The sequence below is a fragment of the Pseudomonas sp. G34 genome (assembly GCF_031119625.1).
Classification (GTDB): domain Bacteria; phylum Pseudomonadota; class Gammaproteobacteria; order Pseudomonadales; family Pseudomonadaceae; genus Aquipseudomonas.
The window spans coordinates 92496-112662 of record NZ_JAVHZV010000029.1 but is presented as its reverse complement, the minus strand read 5'-3'; the positions used below and the strand labels follow the sequence as shown (position 1 = coordinate 112662).

16 protein-coding genes are annotated in these 20167 nt (G+C 65.6%); 7 read left to right on the top strand and 9 right to left on the bottom strand.

All coding sequences use genetic code 11. From position 1 onward, the window contains the following. Positions 1 to 189: 189 nt before the first annotated feature. The 7 genes from gltA (at position 190) to QYS36_RS18615 (ending at position 5161) form a co-directional block, all read left to right on the top strand. The gene (gltA, locus tag QYS36_RS18645) at positions 190 to 1461 is read left to right on the top strand and encodes a citrate synthase (RefSeq protein ID WP_070887737.1); all 1272 of its coding nucleotides are present in this window, start codon (positions 190 to 192) and stop codon (positions 1459 to 1461) included. Between the two features lie 111 nt (positions 1462 to 1572). After that, positions 1573 to 1965, top strand: a complete 393-nt coding sequence (gene tusD, locus QYS36_RS18640) for a sulfurtransferase complex subunit TusD (RefSeq protein ID WP_308840883.1) — start codon at positions 1573 to 1575, stop codon at positions 1963 to 1965. Between the two features lies 1 nt (position 1966). After that, entirely contained in the window at positions 1967 to 2320 is a 354-nt protein-coding gene (tusC, locus tag QYS36_RS18635; RefSeq protein WP_308840882.1) for a sulfurtransferase complex subunit TusC, read from the top strand. Continuing rightward, the gene (gene tusB, locus QYS36_RS18630) at positions 2320 to 2616 is read left to right on the top strand and encodes a sulfurtransferase complex subunit TusB (RefSeq protein ID WP_308840881.1); all 297 of its coding nucleotides are present in this window, start codon (positions 2320 to 2322) and stop codon (positions 2614 to 2616) included. Before tusC ends, tusB begins: the two co-directional genes overlap by 1 nt. After that, on the top strand, positions 2613 to 2948 hold the full coding sequence (locus QYS36_RS18625; protein ID WP_308840880.1) for a TusE/DsrC/DsvC family sulfur relay protein: 336 nt from the start codon (positions 2613 to 2615) through the stop codon (positions 2946 to 2948). Before tusB ends, QYS36_RS18625 begins: the two co-directional genes overlap by 4 nt. After that, on the top strand, positions 2945 to 3940 hold the full coding sequence (locus tag QYS36_RS18620) for a glycosyl transferase family protein (RefSeq protein WP_308840879.1): 996 nt from the start codon (positions 2945 to 2947) through the stop codon (positions 3938 to 3940). The genes QYS36_RS18625 and QYS36_RS18620 overlap by 4 nt, the downstream gene beginning before the upstream one ends. A 219-nt stretch (positions 3941 to 4159) precedes the next feature. After that, positions 4160 to 5161 carry a glutathione S-transferase family protein gene (locus QYS36_RS18615; RefSeq protein ID WP_308840878.1) on the top strand — a complete coding sequence of 334 codons (1002 nt, stop codon included), beginning with the start codon at positions 4160 to 4162 and terminating at the stop codon, positions 5159 to 5161. A 108-nt stretch (positions 5162 to 5269) separates the two neighbouring features. On the opposite strand, the gene QYS36_RS18610 is transcribed toward QYS36_RS18615, so the two are convergent. The 9 genes from QYS36_RS18610 to mmsB all read right to left on the bottom strand — a co-directional run bounded on the left by QYS36_RS18610 (position 5270) and on the right by mmsB (position 20160). Continuing rightward, complete coding sequence (locus tag QYS36_RS18610) at positions 5270 to 6733, bottom strand: efflux transporter outer membrane subunit (protein ID WP_308840877.1); 1464 nt, start codon at positions 6731 to 6733, stop codon at positions 5270 to 5272. Next, positions 6730 to 9831, bottom strand: a complete 3102-nt coding sequence (locus tag QYS36_RS18605) for an efflux RND transporter permease subunit (protein WP_308840876.1) — start codon at positions 9829 to 9831, stop codon at positions 6730 to 6732. The genes QYS36_RS18610 and QYS36_RS18605 overlap by 4 nt, the downstream gene beginning before the upstream one ends. Then, complete coding sequence (locus QYS36_RS18600) at positions 9828 to 12923, bottom strand: MdtB/MuxB family multidrug efflux RND transporter permease subunit (RefSeq protein WP_308840875.1); 3096 nt, start codon at positions 12921 to 12923, stop codon at positions 9828 to 9830. Before QYS36_RS18600 ends, QYS36_RS18605 begins: the two co-directional genes overlap by 4 nt. Further along, a complete protein-coding gene (locus QYS36_RS18595) occupies positions 12920 to 14134 on the bottom strand; it encodes an MdtA/MuxA family multidrug efflux RND transporter periplasmic adaptor subunit (protein ID WP_308840874.1) in 1215 nt (404 codons plus the stop codon). Before QYS36_RS18595 ends, QYS36_RS18600 begins: the two co-directional genes overlap by 4 nt. Before the next feature lie 392 nt (positions 14135 to 14526). Further along, on the bottom strand, positions 14527 to 15414 hold the full coding sequence (locus QYS36_RS18590) for an SMP-30/gluconolactonase/LRE family protein (protein ID WP_308840873.1): 888 nt from the start codon (positions 15412 to 15414) through the stop codon (positions 14527 to 14529). Between the two features lie 2 nt (positions 15415 to 15416). Then, positions 15417 to 16322, bottom strand: coding sequence for a 2-dehydro-3-deoxygalactonokinase (locus tag QYS36_RS18585; protein WP_308840872.1), 906 nt, complete (start codon positions 16320 to 16322; stop codon positions 15417 to 15419). A gap of 17 nt (positions 16323 to 16339) precedes the next feature. Beyond that, positions 16340 to 18085 carry an L-arabinonate dehydratase gene (gene araD, locus QYS36_RS18580; protein WP_308840871.1) on the bottom strand — a complete coding sequence of 582 codons (1746 nt, stop codon included), beginning with the start codon at positions 18083 to 18085 and terminating at the stop codon, positions 16340 to 16342. Continuing rightward, positions 18082 to 18864, bottom strand: a complete 783-nt coding sequence (locus QYS36_RS18575; protein WP_308840870.1) for an SDR family oxidoreductase — start codon at positions 18862 to 18864, stop codon at positions 18082 to 18084. Before QYS36_RS18575 ends, araD begins: the two co-directional genes overlap by 4 nt. A 90-nt stretch (positions 18865 to 18954) precedes the next feature. Further along, on the bottom strand, positions 18955 to 20160 hold the full coding sequence (gene mmsB / locus QYS36_RS18570; RefSeq protein WP_308840869.1) for a multiple monosaccharide ABC transporter permease: 1206 nt from the start codon (positions 20158 to 20160) through the stop codon (positions 18955 to 18957). Between the last annotated feature and the right edge of the window lie 7 nt (positions 20161 to 20167).

Here is a 20167-nt window from a genome sequence, read left to right as displayed (position 1 = left end):
ACCTAATAGCGATTGCGCCAAGCCTGGAAATGGCGTAATAGGGCGCGCCCTTTTGTCGCAGGCAAGGCACTCAAACCCTTCTATTGCCTGGGTTTTCGCAAATTGACTTTCAGATTCATAACACTATAGTGATGCGGGCCCTGCGTGGGGGGCCGACTGATGATTCCAAGCATAACTAGGAGGCCACACATGGCTGACAAAAAAGCGCAGTTGATCATCGAGGGCGCAGCCCCCGTCGAGCTGCCCGTTTTATCCGGCACCGTTGGCCCAGATGTGATCGACGTGCGGAGCCTGACTGCCACGGGCAACTTCACCTTCGACCCCGGCTTCATGTCGACCGCCTCATGCGAGTCGAAGATCACCTACATTGATGGTGACAAGGGCGTACTGCTGCACCGCGGCTACCCCATCGAGCAATTGGCCGAGAAAGCCGACTACCTGGAAACCTGCTACCTGCTGCTCAACGGCGAACTGCCGAATGAAGAGCAGAAGGCCCAGTTCGTCAGCACCATCAAGAACCACACCATGGTTCACGAACAACTGAAGACCTTCTTCAACGGCTTCCGTCGTGATGCCCACCCGATGGCCATCATGTGTGGCGTGGTCGGCGCCCTCTCCGCTTTCTACCACGACTCCCTGGACATCAAGAACCCGCAGCACCGCGACATTTCCGCGATGCGCCTGGTCGCCAAGATGCCGACCATCGCTGCCATGGTGTACAAGTACTCCAAGGGCGAGCCGATGATGTACCCGCGTAACGACCTGAACTACGCGGAAAACTTCCTGCACATGATGTTCAACACCCCGTGCGAGACCAAGCCGATCAGCCCGGTGCTGGCCAAGGCCATGGATCGCATCTTCATCCTGCACGCCGACCACGAGCAGAACGCTTCCACCTCGACCGTGCGCCTGGCCGGCTCTTCGGGTGCCAACCCGTTCGCCTGTATCGCCGCCGGTATCGCCGCGCTCTGGGGCCCGGCCCACGGTGGTGCCAACGAAGCCGTCCTGGCCATGCTGGACGAGATCGGTGACGTGTCGAACATCGACAAGTTCATCGCCAAGGCCAAGGACAAGGACGACCCGTTCAAGCTCATGGGCTTCGGTCACCGCGTCTACAAGAACTTCGACCCACGCGCCCAGGTCATGAAGCAGACCTGCGACGAAGTACTGGCCGAGCTGGGCATCAATGACCCGCAGCTGGAACTGGCGATGAAGCTCGACGAGATCGCCCGTAACGATCCGTACTTCAAGGAACGCAACCTGTACCCGAACGTCGACTTCTACTCGGGCATCATCCTCAAGGCGATCGGTATTCCGACCAGCATGTTCACCGTGATCTTCGCCCTGGCGCGCACCGTCGGCTGGATCTCGCACTGGAAGGAAATGCTCTCCGGCCCGTACAAGATCGGCCGTCCGCGCCAGCTGTACACCGGCCCGACCCAGCGCGACATCAAGCGCTAACCCGCTCGCACTGCGTCAGCCAAAGCCCATATCCACGGATATGGGCTTTTTCGTTTCTGTCCCCCGCGTTCAGGCTTTATCATGGCGCCCTGTTTCCACCGCGGGCCGTTCATGAAATTCGCCATTGCCCTGTTTTCGCCGCCTTCGGCGCCCTCCTCGCGCCGTGCCCTGCGCTTTGCCGAAGCGGCGCTGCACGGTGGCCACGAGATCGTGCGCCTGTTCTTCTACGCCGACGGCGTGCACAGCGCCTCGGGTAACATCGTCAGCCCCCAGGATGAAACCGACCTGGCGCGCCAGTGGCGCGAGTTCGTCGCCAGCAACGGGCTCGACGGCGTGGTGTGCATCGCTGCCGCCCTGCGGCGTGGTGTGCTGGATGAACAGGAGGCGCGCCGCTACGAGCGCCAGGCGGCCAACCTGCCGGCGCCCTGGGTGCTGTCCGGCCTGGGCCAGTTGCACGAGGCGGCGCAACTGGCTGACCGCCTGATCTGCTTTGGAGGCGACTGAGATGAGCCATTCGCTGCTGATCATCAGCCGCCAGGCGCCGTGGGCCGGCCCGGGTGCCCGTGAGGCGCTGGATATCGCCTTGGCCGGCGGCGCCTTCGACCTGCCTGTCGGCATGCTGTTTCTCGATGACGGCGTGTTGCAGCTGGCGGTCGGGCAAGCGCCCCAGGCCGTGCAGCAGAAGGACCTGACCGCCAACCTGCAGGCGCTGCCGATGTTCGGCGTTGAGTCCCTGTATGCCTGCGCCCACAGCCTGGCGCTGCGCGGTGTAAGCGAAACCGCGCTGGAGGTCGAGCGCCTGGATGGCGACGCACTGCGTGCCCTTATCGACCGTTACGACCAGGTGATCACCCTGTGATGAAAACCCTGCACGTACTCTCCAGTTCGCCGTTCAGCGATGACCGGTTGAACAGTTGCCTGCGCCTGCTCGGCAGCGGCGACGGCCTGCTGCTGTGCGGCGACGCCACCTACGCCACTGCGCCTGGCAACAGCCACGCAGAAGCCCTGGCAGCGCTGCAAGGCGTCTCGCTGTATGCCCTTGACGAAGACGTTCAGGCCCGCGGCCTCAAACCTGCCGCAGCCATCGAGCAGATCGACTACCCGAGGTTCGTCGCCCTCGCCTGCGCGTTCGCCAAGGTGAACACCTGGTTATGAACAATCTGATCATCAACGGGCGCACACTCGAGCTGGACAAGGACGGCTACCTGCTCGACTTGCAGGCCTGGTCCACCGAAGTGGCCACGGCCCTGGCCGAACGCGAATCCCTGCAATTGAGCGACGAGCACTGGGAAGTGCTCATGCTGTTGCGCGCCTTCTACGACGAATTCCAGCTGTCGCCGGCCAATCGCCCGCTGATCAAGTACGTCGCCCTCAAGCTGGGGCCGGACAAGGGCAACAGCCTGCACCTCAATCGCCTGTTCAACGGCACTCCCGCCAAACTCGCCGCCAAGCTGGCGGGCCTGCCCAAGCCCACGAACTGCCTATGAACCTGATCACCCCAGCAGAACACCCTTTCGCCACCTTCGTGCGCATTCTCGGCAAGGGCAAGCGCGGTGCGCGCAACCTGAGCCGCGAAGAAGCCCGTGATGCCATGGGCATGATCCTCGATGGCCAGGTCGAGGATGCCCAGCTCGGCGCCTTTCTGATGCTGCTGCGCCACAAGGAAGAAAGCGCCGAGGAAATGGCCGGTTTCACCGAAGCGGTGCGTGCCCGCCTGGCGGCGCCGGCAATCCAGGTCGATTTCGACTGGCCGACCTATGCCGGCAAGAAGCGCCATTTACCCTGGTTCCTGCTGGCCGCCAAGGCCCTGGCCAATAGCGGCCTGCGCATCTTCATGCACGGCGGCGGCGCGCACACCGCCGGGCGCCTGTACAGCGAACAGTTGCTTGGCGAGCTGGAGATCCCGCTGTGTCGCAGCTGGGATGAGGTTTCGCAAAAGCTCGACACCGCCAACCTGGCCTTTATGCCACTGGGCGACTGGATGCCGGCCCTGCAACGCATGATCGACCTGCGCAACGTGCTGGGCCTGCGCTCGCCGATCCATTCCCTGGCGCGCATCCTCAATCCGTTGGCGGCCCGCTGCGGCCTGCAGAGCATCTTCCATCCCGGCTACCAGGCGGTGCACCGCGAGGCCAGCCAGCTGCTCGGCGACCACGCCATCGTGGTCAAGGGTGACGGCGGCGAGATCGAGCTCAACCCGGATGCCCTCAGCCACCTGTATGGCACCGAGAACGGCGAGAACTGGGATGAAGACTGGCCGATGCTTTCCGAGCGCCGCCACGTCAAACCCGAACGCCTCGACCCGGCTCAGCTGCAGGCCGTCTGGCGTGGTGATGCCGAAGACGCCTATGGCCAACTGGCGATCATCGCCACCATGGCGTTGGCCTTGCGTGGGCTGGGCATGCCGCGCGAGGCGGCCTTCGCCGAGGCGCAGGTACGCTGGCAAGCCCGACACATATCGAACCAGTCGATTCGCTGAACCCGGTTTTTACGTCTTTTGTCGATAGCTGACTGGGTAGACTCCAGGCAATGAACAGGCCGTTGAAAAACGTAGCCGAGGCAGCCGATGCGAGGCGAAAACAGGCGAAAAAGCGGAGTTTACTGCTGTAAATGAGCATTTTGAGCCTGTTTTTAACGACGCAGTGGCAACGCAGGTAGTTTTTCAACAGCCTGCTAGATGACAAGGGAGTAAACGAATATGGGCTTGCTGATCGAAGGCCAATGGCACGACCAATGGTACGACACCGGCGCGGGCGGGCGCTTCAAGCGCGAGAACGCCCAGCGGCGCAACTGGATCACCGCCGACGGCTCGGCCGGGCCGTCCGGCGAAGGTGGCTTCGCCGCCGAAGCCGGGCGCTATCACTTGTACGTGTCGCTGGCCTGCCCCTGGGCGCACCGCACCCTGATCCTGCGCACGCTCAAGGGCCTCGAGCCGCTGATCGACGTCTCGGTGGTCAGCTGGCTGATGCGCGAGAACGGCTGGACCTTCGACACCGAACACGGCTCCAGTGGCGACGCCCTGGACGGCTTTGCCTTTCTGCATCAGCGCTACACCCAGGACGACCCGGAGTACACCGGCCGTGTCACCGTGCCGCTGCTGTGGGACAAAAGGCAGCAACGCATCGTCAGCAACGAGTCGGCGGAGATCATCCGCATGTTCAACTCGGCGTTCGATGGCCTGACCGGCAATCATCTGGATTTCTACCCCGAGCCCCTGCGCGCCGAAATCGACGCGCTCAATGAGCACATCTACCCCAGCGTCAACAACGGCGTCTACCGCGCCGGCTTCGCCACCACCCAGGCGGCCTACGAAGAAGCCTTCGATGAACTGTTCGATGAGCTGACGGTACTGGAAACCCGCCTGGGGCAATCACGCTACCTGACCGGCGAGTACCTGACCGAGGCCGACTGGCGGCTGTTCACCACCCTGGTGCGCTTCGATGCCGTGTACCACGGCCACTTCAAGTGCAACCTGCGGCGCATCGCCGACTACCCGAACCTCGACAACTGGCTGCGTGAGCTCTACCAGTGGCCGGGCGTGGCGGCAACCGTGGACATGTGGCACATCCAGCACCACTACTACGCCAGCCACCAGACCATCAACCCGACCGGCATCGTGCCCAAGGGGCCGGCGCTGGATTTCGACGCGCCCCACGATCGCGAGCGCCTGCCGGGCAAGGGCGTGTACCGCCAGGCTTGACCAGCACCTGGCCTGTAGCCCGGGTTAGCCGCAGGCGTAACCCGGGATTGTTGGCGCGCCATGAAGATCCCGGGTGTCGCTGCGCTCGACCCGGGCTACGAATGGTGGTTAATCCTCGCCTTCTTCGAGCTGCTGCACATCCCAGCCACCGCCCAGAGCGGCGATCAGCTGCACGCTGGCGGTCAGGCGGCTGCCCAGTAGCGTCAGGGCGTTGCGCTCGTTGCTCAGGGCGGTGGCCTGCACGTTGACCACGCTGTTGTAGTCCACGGTGCCGGCGCGGTACTGGTTGTCGATCAAACGCAGCGACTCGCGGGCCGCCTCCAGCGCCTGGGCCTGCACCTCGGCCTCGCGGCCCAGTACGCGCTGCTGCACCAGGTAATCCTCGACCTCGCGGAAGCTGTCCAGCACCGCCTGGCGGTACTCGGCCACGGTCTGGTCGTAGGCCGCTTCGACCCGCTCGTTCTCGGCGCTGCGCCGGCCGCCATCGAACAGGGTCAGGGCCAGCTGCGGGCCCACCGACCAGAAGCGGTTCGGCAAATTGATCCAGTCGGCGAAACTGCTGCCGCGGTAGCCGCCCGTGGCGGACAGGGTCAGGTCAGGAAACCAGGCGGCCTTGGCCACACCGATCTCGGCGTTGGCGGCAATCACCCGGCGCTCGGCAGCGGCCACGTCGGGGCGCCGCTCCAGCAGCTCGGATGGCACGCTGGCCGGCACCTCGGGCAGTGTCGGCAGGCTTTCGCGGCGGGCGATACTGACTTCACTCGGCGGCACGCCGATCAATACGGCAATGGCATGTTCGAGCTGCGCGCGTTGCCACTGCAGGTCGATGGCCTGGGCTTCGGTGCTGCGCAGCTGGGTCAGCGCCTGGGCAACGTCGGAGCGCGGCACGATGCCGGCGCGGTATTGGTTCTCGGTCAGGCGCAGCGAACGCTGGTAGGCCGCCACGGTGGCGTCGAGCAGGCGTTGCTGCTCGTCCAGCACGCGCAATTGCAGGTAGCTCTGCACCAGTTCGGACTGCAGGCTCAGGCGCACCGCGGCCAGGTCGGCGGCGCTGGCTTCGAAGGCCGCGCGGTTGGACTCCAGGCCGCGGCGCAGCTTGCCCCACACGTCCAGCTCCCAGCTGGCGTTGAGGCTCAGGTCGTAGTTCTTGCTGATGCTCGACGAGTTGCCGCCGCCGATGGCGATGCCGTCGGCGGTGCGTAGCGTACTGTCGCCACCACCCTGCCCGGCCCGAGTCATACCGGCGCTGGTCGACAGGGTCGGGAAGAAGGCGGCACGGCCGCTGCGCAGCAAGGCCCGGGCCTGGCGGTACTGGGCTTCGGAAGCGGCCAGGTTCTGGTTGGAAACGTTGAGGCGACCGACCAGCCCATTCAGTTCGCCGTCAGCGTACAGCTCCCACCAGGCGCCACGCGCCAGGGCATCGGCCGGCACCGCGGCCTTCCAGCCTTCGGCCTGTTTGAAGGCGGCCGGCGTGCTGATCTCCGGGCGCTGGTAATCCGGCCCGATGGCGCAGCCGGCCAGGGCAACGCTGAGCGCCAGCAGACAAAGGGTTCGACGGGGGGCAAAAGTCATAGAGGCGTTTCCAGAGCAGCATCGGTACGCACGCCACGCCAGCGGTTGACCCGGTGGCGCAGGCGGTCGAGATAGAGGTAGACCACAGGCGTGGTGTAAAGCGTGAGGATCTGGCTGAGAATCAGCCCGCCGACGATGGTGATACCCAGCGGCTGGCGCATTTCCGAGCCCTCGGCGCTGCCGAGCATCAGCGGCAAGGCGCCGAGCAGCGCCGCCAGGGTGGTCATCATGATCGGCCGGAAGCGCAACAGGCAGGCACGGCGGATCGATTCGGCCGGGCTTAGGTGCTCGTGGCGCTCGAGCTGCAGCGCCAGGTCGATCATCAGGATGGCGTTCTTCTTCACCACACCGATCAGCAGGAACAGCCCCAGCAGCGAGATCAGGCTGAACTCGGTGTTGAGCAACTGCAGCGCCAGCAGTGCACCGACGCCCGCCGAGGGCAGCGTGGAGAGGATGGTCAGCGGGTGCACGTAGCTCTCGTAGAGCACGCCGAGCACGATATACACCACCACCAGCGACATCAGGATCATCCACGGCTGGTTCTTCTGCGTCTGCTGGAACGCGCCACCCGTGCCGCCCAGCATGCCCTGTACCTCGGTGGGCAGGGCGATGCGCGCCACCGCGCGGTCGATGGCACGGGTCGCCTGGTCGAGGCTGACGCCTTCGGCCAGGGAAAAGCCGATGTTCTCCACGGCGAACTGGCCCTGGTGGCTGATACGGTCGTCTTCCAGGCTGTTTTCCCAGTGGGCGATGGCCGACAACGGCACCCGCGCGCCGTCTGCGGTGATCAGTTGGATCTGCGCCAGGGCCTCGGGGCTCTGGGCATAGCGCGGGTTGATCTCCATCACCACGCTGTACTGGTTGAGGCTGTCGTAGATGGTGGAGATCTGCCGCTGGCTGAAGGCGTTGTTGAGCACGCCAGTGACCAGGCTCATGTCCACGCCGAGGCGCTTGGCTTCGTCGCGGTCGACCACCAGGCGAATCTGCGGCGCACCGCCGTCTTCGGTGGCATCGATATCGGTCAGCTCGGGCAATGCACGCAGCGCCTCGCGCACCTTGGGCAGCCACTCGCGCAGGGCATCCAGGTCACCGGACATCAGCATGTATTCGTTTTCCGAGCTGCGCCCCTGGCGGCCGCCGACCTGCAGGTCCTGATCGGGCATCAGGAACATCCGCCCGCCGGGAATCTTCGGCACTTCCTTGCGCAGGCGGTCGATCACCTGCTGGGCCGATATGTCGCGTTCGGCGATCGGCTTGAGGCGCACGATGATGATGGCGTTGTTGATGCCGCTGTTGCCACCGATAAAGCCCGCCACGCTCTCCACCGCCGGGTCGGCGAGGATCGCCCGCCGGTAGGCTTCCATCTTCGGCTGCATGACCTGGAAAGACAGGCCGTTGTCGCCGCGGATAAAGCCCATCAGCTGGCCGGTATCCTGCTGCGGCATGAAGGTCTTCGGCACGCTGACGAACAGGAACACGTTGAGGGCGATGGTCGCGAACAGGCTGATCAGCATCAGCAGCGAGTGGCGCAGCGCCCAGTCCAGGCTGCGTTCATAACCGCGCACGATACGCGCGCCGATGGCCTCCAGCCGCCCCGGCTCACGGGCCTCGTGCTTGGGTTCCGGCTTGAGCCAGCGCGCGCAGAGCATCGGCGTGAGCGTCAGCGACACCACCAGGGAGATGACGATGGCCACCGCCAGGGTGATGGAGAACTCGCGGAACAAGCGCTCCACCAGCCCGCCCATGAACAAGATGGACAGAAACACCGCCACCAGCGAGACGTTCATCGACAGCAGCGTGAAGCCCACCTCGCGGGCGCCCTTGAAGGCCGCCGCCATGGGCGTTTCGCCGGCCTCGATATGCCGGCTGATGTTCTCCAGCACCACGATGGCGTCGTCCACCACCAGGCCGGTGGCGATGATCAGCGCCATCAGCGACAGGTTGTTCAGCGAGAAGCCGAGCAGGTACATGGCGGCGAACGAGCCGACCAGCGACACCGGCACCGCCAGGGCGGGAATCAGCGCCGCGCGCCAGCGCCGCAGGAAGGCGAACACCACCAGAATCACCAAAACCACGGCGATCAGCAAGGTATGTTCGGCCTCCTTGAGGGTGGCGCGGATCACCGGCGAGCGATCCATGGCCACTTCCAGGTCGACACTGGCCGGAATCACGCTGCGCAGCTCCGGCAACAAGGCGCGGATACCGGCCACGGTCTCGATGATGTTCGCCCCGCTTTGCCGGTTCACCACCACCAGCACGGCCTGCTTGTCGTTGTAGAAACCGCTGTTGTAACGGTCCTGCACGCCATCGGTGACCTGGGCGACATCACCCAGGCGGATCGCCGCGCCGTCCTGGTAGCGGATGATCATCGGCACGTAGTCGGCGGCGCGCTCCAGCTGATCACTGGCCTGTACCTGCCAGTGGCGCCCGGCGTCCTCGACCGCGCCCTTGGGCCGCTTGGCGTTGGCCGCGGCGATGGTCGAGCGCACGTCGTCCAGGGCCACGCCGTACTGATCGAGCAGGCGCGGCTCCAGGGCCACGCGCACGGCCGGCAGCGAACTGCCACCGATCTGCACTTCGCCCACGCCGGTGACCTGGGAGAGTTTCTGGCCGACGATGGTCGAGGCCACGTCGTACAGCTGGCCCTTGTCGAGCACCGTCGAGGTCAGCGACAGCACCATGATCGGCGCCTGGGAGGGGTTGATCTTGCGGTACGTCGGCATGCTGCGCATGCCGCTGGGCAGCAGCTCGCGGGAGGCATTGATGGCGGCCTGCACTTCCCGCGCCGCGGCGTTGATGTCACGGTCCAGATCGAACTCGATCATGATCCGCGTGTTGCCCTGGCTGCTGTTGCTGTTCATCTGGCTGACGCCGGCGATGGCGCCCAGCGAGCGCTCCAGCGGCGTGGCCACGGTGGCCGCCATCACCTGGGGGCTGGCACCGGGCAGGCTGGCCTGCACGGTGATCACCGGGAAATCCATGTTGGGCAGCGGCGCCACCGGCAGCAGGCCGAAGCTGACGCCGCCGAGCAGCATGATTGCCAGGCTCAGCAATAGCGTGGCCACCGGGCGGCGGATGAAGGGTGCCGAAAGGTTCATGCGCTCGGCACACCCGCCGCGCTGCGGCCACTGACGCGCCGCGCCAGGCGATCGAAGTACAGGTAGATCACCGGCGTGGTGAACAGCGTGAGGATCTGGCTGAGCAGCAGCCCGCCGACCATTACCAGGCCCAGGGGCTGACGCAGCTCGGCGCCGGAGCCGGAAGCGAGCATCAGCGGAATGGCGCCGAACAGCGCCGCCAGGGTGGTCATCAGGATCGGCCGGAAACGCAGCAGCGCCGCCTGGTAGATCGCGTCATGGGGCGTCATGGCCTGGTGGCGCTCGGCGTCGAGGGCGAAGTCGATCATCATGATGGCGTTCTTCTTGACGATGCCGATCAGCAGGATGATGCCGATGATCGCGATCAGCCCCAGATCATTGCCGGTCAGCAGCAGCGCCAGCAAGGCGCCGACACCGGCCGACGGCAAGGTCGAGAGGATGGTGATCGGGTGGATGTAGCTCTCGTAGAGCACGCCGAGCACGATGTACATGGTGACGATGGCCGCCAGGATCAGCAGCAGCGTGGACGACAACGAAGCGCGGAACGCCTCGGCGGCGCCCTGGAAGTTGACCTGCACGCTGACCGGCATCTCGATTTCCTGCTGCACCCGCTCGATCACCGCCACCGCATCGCCCAGGGCCACCCCGGGGCTGAGGTTGAACGACAAGGTGGCTGCCGGGAACTGGCCGATATGGTTGATCAACAGGCTCGCCGCGCGCTCCTCGACCTGGGCCAGCGACGACAGTGGCACCTGCTTGCCGTCGGCGGTGGCCACGTGGATCTGGCGCAACGCGGCCGGCCCGATGCTGCCGCCATTGGCGCTTTCCAGCACCACGCGGTACTGGCTGGCCTGGGTGTAGATGGTGGAGATCTGCCGCTGGCCGAAGGCGTCGTAAAGCGCGTCGTCGATATTGGCGACGCTCACGCCCAGGCGCCCGGCCATGTCGCGGTCGATGTTCAGGTACACCTGCAGGCCGCGGCTCTGCAGATCACTGTTCACGTCGCTGAGTTCGGGCTGCTGGCGCAGCGCCTCGACCAGCTTCGCCGACCAGGTTTCCAGCAGGGCCGGATCCGGCGACTCCAGGCTGAACTGGAACTGGGTACGGCTGACCCGATCCTCAATGGAGAGATCCTGAACCGGCTGCATGAACAGCTCGATACCGGCGAGCTTGGCCAGCTCCGGGCGCAGCCGCTCGATCACCTGGGCGGCGCTCACCTCGCGCTCGGCATGGGGTTTGAGGTTGATCAGGATGCGCCCGCTGTTGAGGGTCGGGTTGTCACCATCGACGCCAATGTAGGACGACAGGCTGGCCACCGCCGGATCCTTGAGAATCACGTCGGCCAGGCGCTGCTGGCGCTCGCTCATGGCACTGAAGGAAATCGACTGCGGCGCCTCGGAAATGCCCTGGATCACCCCGGTGTCCTGCACCGGAAAGAAGCCCTTGGGCACCGCCAGGTAGAGCACCACGGTCAGCGCCATGGTGCCGATGGCCACCAGCAGGGTCAGCGGCTGATGGCGCAGCACCCAGCGCAGGCCCACCGAATAGCGCTCGATCATGCGGTCGATGACGGCCCCGGCGCCACGGTAGAAACGCCCCTGCTCGGCTTCCGGCTCGTGCCTGAGCAGGCGCGCGCACATCATCGGCGTCAGGGTCAGGGAAATCACCAGGGAAATCAGGATGGCCACCGCCAGGGTGATGGCAAATTCGCGGAACAGCCGCCCCACCACATCGGCCATGAACAGCAGCGGGATCAGCACGGCGATCAGCGACAGGGTCAGCGACACCAGGGTGAAGCCGATCTGCCGGGCGCCCTTGAGCGCGGCGTTGAGTGGTGTCTCGCCATCCTCGAGATGGCGGGCGATGTTCTCCAGCATGACGATGGCGTCATCGACCACGAAACCGGTGGCGATGGTCAGCGCCATCAATGTCAGGTTATTGACCGTGAAGCCGGCCAGGTACATCACCCCGAAGGTGCCGATCAGCGACAGCGGCACCACCACCGAGGGAATCAGCGTGGCCGACACCTTGCGCAGGAACAGGAAGGTGACCATCACCACCAGGGCGATGGCCAGCATCAGCTCGTGCTGCACGTCGCGTACCGCGGCGCGGATGGTCTGGGTGCGGTCGGTGAGCACCGTCACCTCGACGCTGGCCGGCAGGCCCTGGGTCAGGTTGGGCAACAGGGTCTGGATGCGGTCGACCACGTCGATGACGTTGGCGCCTGGCTGGCGCTGCACGTTGACCAGCACCGCGCTGTTGCGGTTGGCCCAGGCGGCCAGGCGCTGGTTCTCGGCGCCGTCGACGATCTGCGCCACGTCGCCCAGGCGCAGCGCCGCGCCGTTGGCGTAGGTGAGGATCAGGTCGCGGTATTCGTCGGCCGAACGCAACTGGTCGTTGGCATCGAGCTGGGCCACCCGCGTCGGGCCGTCGAAGTTGCCCTTGGGCTGGTTGACGTTGCTGGCGTTGATCAGGTTGCGCACGTCCGACAGATTCAGGCCGTAGGCCGCCAGGGCCTCGGGATTGACGCGGATGCGCACCGCCGGGCGCTGACCGCCGGCCAGCGACACCAGGCCGACGCCGGTGGTTTGCGCGAGCTTCTGGGCCAGGCGGGTGTCGACCAGGTCATTGACCTGGGGCAGCGGCAGTTCCTTGGAGGTCACCGCCAGGGTCAGCACCGGCGTGTCGGCCGGGTTGACCTTGCTGTACACCGGCGGCGCCGGCAAATCGTTGGGCAGCAGGTTGGTGGCGCCATTGATCGCCGCCTGCACTTCCTGCTCGGCGACATCCAGCTGCACTTCCAGGTTGAAACGCAGGGTGATCACCGAGGCGCCACCGGAGCTGGTCGACGACATCTGCTGCAGGCCGGCCATCTGCCCGAACTGGCGCTCCAGCGGCGCGGTCACCGCGCTGGTCATCACGTCCGGGCTGGCGCCCGGATACAGGGTCATCACGCGGATGGTCGGGTAGTCCACCTCGGGCAATGCCGACACCGGCAACAGCCGATAGGCGATCACACCACTGAGGAAGATCGCCAGCATGATCAGCGTGGTGGCGACCGGGCGCAGGATGAACAGGCGCGAGACGTTCATGAAGCGCTACGCACCCGCGGCGCGGCTTCCCCGGTGGCGGGCGGCTCGCTGGTGCCTTCGCCGATCACCTCGACCTTGTTGCCTTCGCGCAGGCGGTCGGTGCCCTCGACCACGACGCGCTCACCCGCCGCGACACCCTCCTCGATCACCGTGAACTCGCCATCGCTGGGGCCGACCTTGACGGCCCGGACCTGCACCTTGTCTTCTGCGTCGATGGCGTACACGAAGGTGCCATCGGCCCCGAACTGCAGCGCGGCGACCGGCACCAGCAGCGCGTCGTTGCGCACCGAGACCTGCAGGCGGGCATTGACGAACTGGTTGGGGAACAGCATCTCGTCGGCGTTCTCGAAGCGCGCCTTGAGCTTGACCGTGCCGGTGGCGGTATCGATCTGGTTGTCCAGGCTCTCCAGCACGCCCTCGGCCAGCTGCAGCTTTTCGCCGCGATCCCAGGCCTGCACCACCAGTTTCTGATCCGCACGCACCTGCTTGACCACGGCCGGCAGCTCGCCTTCCGGCAAGGTGAACATCACGGAGATCGGCTGCGTCTGGGTGATCGACACGATCGGGTCGGTATCGCCGGAAGCGACCAGGTTGCCCAGGTCGACCTGGCGAATGCCCAGGCGACCATCGATGGGCGCACGCACCTTGGTGAAGTCCAGATTGAGCTTGGCCTCGGCCACGGCGGCCTGGTTGTTCTGCAGGGTACCGCGGTACTGGCCGACCAGCGCTTCCTGGGTATCCAGGGTCTGGCGGGCGATGGAGTCTTCCTTGAACAGGCCGCGGTACAGCGCCAGATCCTTTTCGGCGGCGCGCAGCTGGGCCTGGTTCTGGGCCAGGGTGCCCTGGGCCTGTTGCAGGGCGATCTGGTAAGGACGCGGATCGATCTGCACCAGCACGTCACCCGCCTTGACCGGCTGGCCGTCCTTGAACAGCACCTGCGTCAGCTGGCCATCGACGCGGGCGCGTACATTGGCGGTGTTGTACGCAGTGACGGTACCCAGGGCCTTGAGGACGATGGGAAAGTCGCGGGACTCGACCTGGGCGATGCGCACCGGCACATTATCGAACCCCCAGCCTGGCATCTCCTGCGGCGCGCTTTTGGCCGGCCAGAACCACCAGATCAGCACGATGACCAGCGCCAGCAAGAGCAGGCCGATAAACCACTGACGTTTGAAGAATGGGGTGCTGGACGTTGTGTTTACTTCGGACATGAGCCAATCGCTTCCTGTGAGGAGCGTGAACGATAAGCACTCCTCGGCATGAAGCAAAGCCTCTTTACCGGCTATTTACCTCCACACATGAATTTAAGCGACAAATGCCCTGGACGGTGGCCGGTAGCGGCTCTGTTCCGGGCTCCTGAGGCGTAGCGGATGTATTGCCTGGTATTGCCCGGAAGGCAGCCTGTGCCTAGAGCCTGTTCACGATCTTGCGGCTCGACTTCAGCGCTTCGGACGCTCCCCTATCCCGTGGGAACGGGCGGGGACGCCCAGTCCATGCCCGTGACTTTCGCAGGCATGGCCCGCTCCCACAATGGATCAGCGGCGGCTGCTTCGGCCTTGTAGCAGCCTCTTTGATATCGCCTAACAAGATCGTGAACAGGTGCTTAGAGCACCACCTGATGCTCGGCCTGGCCCTGGGCGGGTACATTCACGGCGAACAACTTGCCGGCATGGGGTTCGGCGTCGAGTTGGTCGTCCTCCAGGCCATCACGTGCCGAGGTGGCGAACAGGGTACTCAGATCCGCGCCACCGAACGCCGGGCAGGATATCTGCGACGCCGGGAATGCCACCGCCTGCAGGAACTGCCCTTCGCTGTCATAACAGGCGACCCGCGACGCGCCCCACTGCGCGCTCCATAGCCGGCCCTGGCTGTCGATCACCGCGCCATCTGGATTCAGGCCGGCCACCCGGCCATCGATGAATGGCTGTGGTTCGCCGTTCGGCCAGCCATGCTGCTCGTCCAGCGCCTGGCGCCAGATCTGCTGGCGGGCGGTATCGGCGAAATAGGCGAAGCGCTGATCCGGCGAGAAGCAGATGGCGTTGGTGATGCTGAGATCGGCGAACAGCCGGCGCAGCTCGCCACGGTAGTAGCGATAGATGGCGCCCGCCTGCGGCTGGGCCTCGAGGCCCATGGTGCCGATCCAGAAACCACCCCAGGGGTCCGCACGACCATCGTTGGAACGGGTCAGCGGGTTGTCGGCCTCCAGCGCGCAAACCTGCTCCCGCGCGCCACTGCGCACATCGAAGATCGACAAGGCGGTTTCGCTGGCCATCAGCAGGCGATCACGGTCGATCCAGCCAGCGGCCGAGGCACGCTCGTCGAGCGCCCACTCCAGCGGCTGGCCATCCTGCTGGCTGAGCAGACGCTTGCCGAGGATATCGAACCAGAACAGCTGTTCGCGCTGCGGGTGCCAGAACACGCCCTCGCCCAGGGTGCAGGCGCGCGAGTCGGCGATACGCGCGGTGGTGCTGCCGTGGGGATTCGCAGTCATGTTCAGGTGCCTCCTCGAATGTGCTGATGGGCAGCCGCCAGGCCGGCCAGGGTGACCTGTTCGGCGCTCAGGGTCTGCGCCGCGATGTTCAGGGTCGCCAGTGCATGACGGTAGCGCTCGGCCGCTTGGTCATCACCGATTACACAGACCGGCAGGCCCTGCCAGCGTTCCGCTAATCCCGCCAGCTCCTGGCCGATCAACAACCCGGATAGGCGCGCCCATGCAGCCGTCGGAGCCAGGCCTTCGAGCAGGCTCTCGGCGCGCAGGCCGAACAAGGCGCCGAGCAACGGGCGCTCGCTAGCGGCACGCAAGCCCGCCTCGAATGCCGGCAAATCGAATGGCGGGTCACCGCGCATGCCATGACGCAGCACCGACTGCCCGCTGAGCAGCGCGAACAGCTCACCGGTCATGAAGGTCTGGAAGCCGAGCACCTGGCCCTCCCGTACCTCGGCCCATTTGCTGTGGGTACCCGGCAGGCAGACCAGGCCGTGATAGTCCGGTCGCGCGGCCAACAGGCCGGCGATCTGGGTTTCTTCGCCGCGCAGCACATCGGCCGGATCGCGCTGGCAAAGCCCGGGAATGATCGACACACGCATGCGCGTATCGCTCACCTCGGGGCTGATCATCCGCGCCATGGCCTGGGGCGCACAGGGCACCTCCGCATAGGGCGCCTCACGCCAGCCCTGACGCGCACCGACCATGCCGCAGGCAACCACCTCGGTGACCCGCGCGGCATCCAGCCAGCCGTCGATCAGTTCCAGCAACGCGCCTTCGAACTGACCCACCGCCAGGCTGCCCATGCCACGCGCCGACGCGGCGTGCTGCAGCACCTCGCCGCCGGCCGACAGCGCCCAGGCACGCAGTTGCGTGGTGCCCCAGTCGACGGCGATCCAGCTGACCTCGCTCATGTACTGCCCTCTTCCGGTCAATGGCTGTCTTTGGGAATACCGGCGCCGCGGCAACCCTTGAGGAAGTCGAAATCCGCGCCGCTGTCGGCGCCCTCGACGTGGTCATGGAACAGCTTGATATAGCCACTGGTCGGCGCCTCGACGGTCGGCTGCCACTCGGCCAGGCGCTGGCGCAGCTCTTCATCGGGAATGTCCAGGTGGATGCGCCGCGCTTCCACGTCGAGCTCGATCATGTCGCCATTGCGCACCACCGCCAGCGGGCCACCGGCCGCCGCTTCCGGCGTGGTGTGCAGCACCACGGTGCCGTAGGCGGTACCGGACATCCGCGCATCGGAGATGCGCACCATATCGGTAATGCCCTTGCGCAGCACCTTGGGCGGCAAGCCCATGTTGCCCACTTCGGCCATGCCCGGGTAACCACGCGGGCCGCAGTTCTTCAGCACCATCACGCAGTTTTCGTCGATATCCAGATTCTCGTCGTTGATCTTCGCCTTGTAGTCGTCGATATCCTCGAACACCACGGCGCGGCCACGGTGCTGCATCAAATGCGGTGAGGCGGCGGACGGCTTGAGCACCGCGCCACGGGGCGCCAGGTTGCCGCGCAGCACGGCGATGCCGCCCTTGGCGGTGAGTGCCTTGTCCACGGGGCGGATGACGTCTTCGTTCCAGTTGCGAACGTTCTTGACCTCCTCCCAGATGGTTTCCCCGGAGACGGTCAGCGCGCCCTTGTGCAGCTTGCCGCCCTCGCCGAGCATGCGAATCACCACCGGCAGGCCGCCGGCGTAGAAGAACTCTTCCATCAGGTATTTGCCTGACGGCATCAGGTTGACGATGGTGGGGATGTCCTGGCCGAGGCGGTCCCAGTCATCCAGGGTCAGGTCGACGCCGACGCGGCCGGCGATGGCCAGCAGGTGGATCACCGCGTTGGTCGAGCCGCCGATGCTGCCGTTGACGCGGATGGCGTTCTCGAACGCCTGGCGGGTCATGATGTCGGACGGTTTCAGATCGTCCTTGACCATCTGCACGATGCGCCGCCCGGTCAGGTGGGCGACCACCCGGCGACGGCTGTCCACCGCCGGAATCGCCGCGTTGCCGGACAATGCCATGCCCAGCGCCTCGGCCATGCTGGCCATGGTGCTGGCGGTGCCCATGGTGTTGCACGAGCCCGGCGAGCGCGACATCGACTGCTCGGCCTCGAGGAAATCTTCGCGGCTCATCTTGCCGGCCTTGATGTCTTCGGACATCTGCCACAGCGCGGTGCCCGAACCGACCCGCTCGCCACGGAACCAGCCGTTGAGCATCGGCCCGCCGGAGACCACGATGGCCGGGATGTCGACGCTGGCCGCGCCCATCAGCAACGCCGGGGTGGTCTTGTCGCAGCCGGCCAGCAGCACCACGCCGTCCAGCGGGTTGGCGCGCAGCGCCTCTTCGACGTCCATCGCCGCCATGTTGCGGTACATCATCGCGGTCGGGCGCAGCGAGCTTTCCCCGGCCGAGAACACCGGGAACTCCAGCGGCAGCCCGCCAGCTTCGTAGATACCGTGCTTGACGCGCTCGGCCAGGTCACGCAGGTGGGCGTTGCAGGGCGTCAGCTGCGACCAGGTGTTGCAGATGCCGATCACCGGGCGGCCATCGAACAGGTCGGCGGGCAGGCCCTGGTTCTTCATCCAGCTGCGGTGGTAGATGTGATCCCGCGAGTTGCCGCCGAACCATTCGGTGGAGCGCAGCTTGCGTGGCCAGACTGCCGGTTTGAAGGTACTCATACCCAACCCCCATCAACGATGAAATTCTGTGCGGTGCACATCGCCGCCGCATCGGATGCCAGGAACAGCGCCATGTCGGCGATATGCTCGGGCAGCAACTGGCCGGGCATGCACTGGTTCTGGCGAATCTGTTCCTTGGCCGTTTCATCGACCCACATGGCCAGTTGCTTGTCGGTCATCACCCAGCCGGGCACCAGGGTGTTGACGCGAATCCGGTCCTTGCCCAGGTCCCGCGCCAGGCCACGGGTCAGGCCGTGGGTGGCGGCCTTGCTCGCCGCGTACACCGGGTAGCCGGCCGAGGCCATCATCCAGCCTACCGAGCCGAAGTTGATGATCGCGCCGCCACCGGCCTGGCGCATCATCGGCACCACCGCCTGGGTGGCAAAGGTGGCGTGGCGCAGGTTGACCGCGATCAGCTCGTCGAAACGCTCCACGCTGATCGAATCCAGGGCGTGGCGCACATCGTTGGCGGCGTTGTTGAGCAGCGCGGTGATCGGCCCGAACTGTTCGGCGACCTTGTAGATGGCCGCCTGGTAGGCCTTGATATCGGTGATGTCGCAGCGCAGGAACAGCACCTGGTGCCCCGCCTCGCTCAGCTCGCTGGCCAGGGCCTTGCCATGCTTGTCGTCGATGTCGACGAAGGCGGTGCGCGCACCCTGCTTGGCAAACGCGGTGACCAGCGCGCGGCCGATGCCGGTGGCGCCACCGGAAATCAGCACGGTGCGCCCGGCCAGGTCGGCGTACAGCGCCTTGCCTGATGGTTGATTGTGGCTATTCATGGCCTGTTACCTCGTGTTCATCCCGCGGCGCCCGGCTGTGCCCGGCGCCCGCGGTACTGCGGAAGAATGGTGACAGCGACTGCGCGTCTGTTAACGGGACTTGCTCTTGTTCACCACGTCAAAGATCACCGCGGCCAGCAGCACCAGGCCCTTGATCACCTGCTGCCATTCGATGCCGATGCCGAGGATCGACATGCCGTTGTTCATCACCCCCATGATCAGCGCGCCGATCACCGCGCCGATGATCTTGCCGACGCCGCCGGACATCGACGCACCGCCGATGAACACCGCGGCGATCACGTCCAGTTCGAAGGACACCCCGGCCTTTGGCGTAGCGGTGTTCAAGCGCGCGGCGAAGATCAAGCCGGCCAGGGCGGCGAGCATGCCCATGTTGACGAAGGCGAAGAAGGTCAGGCGTTCGGTGTTGATGCCCGACAGCTTGGCCGCCTTGACGTTGCCGCCGATCGCGTAGATGCGCCGGCCCAGGGTGGTGCGGTTGGTCAGGAAGGTGTAGGCGCTGATCAGCATGGCCATGATGATCAACACGTTCGGCAGGCCGCGGTAGGTGGCCAGCAGGTAGGCGATGTAGACGATGGCGCCAGCGATCAGCAGGTTCTTGGCGACGAAGAACGGCGCCGGCTCGTCGACGATGCCGTAGCGCTTGGCGCGGCGACGGGCACGGATGGCCAGGTAGATGATCAGCCCGGCAGCGAACAGGCCCAGCACGATGGCCGTCACATTGGGTTTGCCGACCCCGAAGATGTCCGGGATGAAGCCGTTGCTCATCAGCTGGAAGCTGCTCGAGAACGGGCCGATCGACTGGCCATCGAGCACGGCCAGGGTCAGGCCACGGAACACCAGCATGCCGGCCAGGGTGACGATGAACGAGGGGATCTGCCAATAGGCGATCCAGTAGCCCTGGGCCGCGCCGATCAGGCAACCCATCAGCAGGCAGACGGGAACCACCACCGACGTCGACCAGCCCCACTGCACCATCATCACCGCCGCCGCCGCGCCGACGAAGCCGACCACCGAGCCCACCGACAGGTCGATGTGCCCGGAGACGATCACCAGCAGCATGCCCAGGGCCATGATGATGATGTAGCTGTTCTGCAACAGCAGGTTGGTGAGGTTGACCGGGCGCATCAGCGTGCCGTCGGTGAGCACCTCGAACAGCGCCATGATGACCACCAGGGTGAGCAGCATGCCGTAGTCGCGGATGTGGCTCTTCATGTGGCCCAGCAACGAGGGTCGCGCCACCTGCCGGGTTTGAGCTGATTGGGTGTTGTTATCCATTGGGTTG

Coding starts and splice junctions, on each gene's coding strand:
- gltA (WP_070887737.1), top strand. CDS start 190: ATGGCTGACAAAAAAGCGCAGTTGATCATCGAGGGCGCAGCCCCCGTC.
- tusD (WP_308840883.1), top strand. CDS start 1,573: ATGAAATTCGCCATTGCCCTGTTTTCGCCGCCTTCGGCGCCCTCCTCG.
- tusC (WP_308840882.1), top strand. CDS start 1,967: ATGAGCCATTCGCTGCTGATCATCAGCCGCCAGGCGCCGTGGGCCGGC.
- tusB (WP_308840881.1), top strand. CDS start 2,320: ATGAAAACCCTGCACGTACTCTCCAGTTCGCCGTTCAGCGATGACCGG.
- QYS36_RS18625 (WP_308840880.1), top strand. CDS start 2,613: ATGAACAATCTGATCATCAACGGGCGCACACTCGAGCTGGACAAGGAC.
- QYS36_RS18620 (WP_308840879.1), top strand. CDS start 2,945: ATGAACCTGATCACCCCAGCAGAACACCCTTTCGCCACCTTCGTGCGC.
- QYS36_RS18615 (WP_308840878.1), top strand. CDS start 4,160: ATGGGCTTGCTGATCGAAGGCCAATGGCACGACCAATGGTACGACACC.
- QYS36_RS18610 (WP_308840877.1), bottom strand. CDS start 6,733: ATGACTTTTGCCCCCCGTCGAACCCTTTGTCTGCTGGCGCTCAGCGTT.
- QYS36_RS18605 (WP_308840876.1), bottom strand. CDS start 9,831: ATGAACCTTTCGGCACCCTTCATCCGCCGCCCGGTGGCCACGCTATTG.
- QYS36_RS18600 (WP_308840875.1), bottom strand. CDS start 12,923: ATGAACGTCTCGCGCCTGTTCATCCTGCGCCCGGTCGCCACCACGCTG.
- QYS36_RS18595 (WP_308840874.1), bottom strand. CDS start 14,134: ATGTCCGAAGTAAACACAACGTCCAGCACCCCATTCTTCAAACGTCAG.
- QYS36_RS18590 (WP_308840873.1), bottom strand. CDS start 15,414: ATGACTGCGAATCCCCACGGCAGCACCACCGCGCGTATCGCCGACTCG.
- QYS36_RS18585 (WP_308840872.1), bottom strand. CDS start 16,322: ATGAGCGAGGTCAGCTGGATCGCCGTCGACTGGGGCACCACGCAACTG.
- araD (WP_308840871.1), bottom strand. CDS start 18,085: ATGAGTACCTTCAAACCGGCAGTCTGGCCACGCAAGCTGCGCTCCACC.
- QYS36_RS18575 (WP_308840870.1), bottom strand. CDS start 18,864: ATGAATAGCCACAATCAACCATCAGGCAAGGCGCTGTACGCCGACCTG.
- mmsB (WP_308840869.1), bottom strand. CDS start 20,160: ATGGATAACAACACCCAATCAGCTCAAACCCGGCAGGTGGCGCGACCC.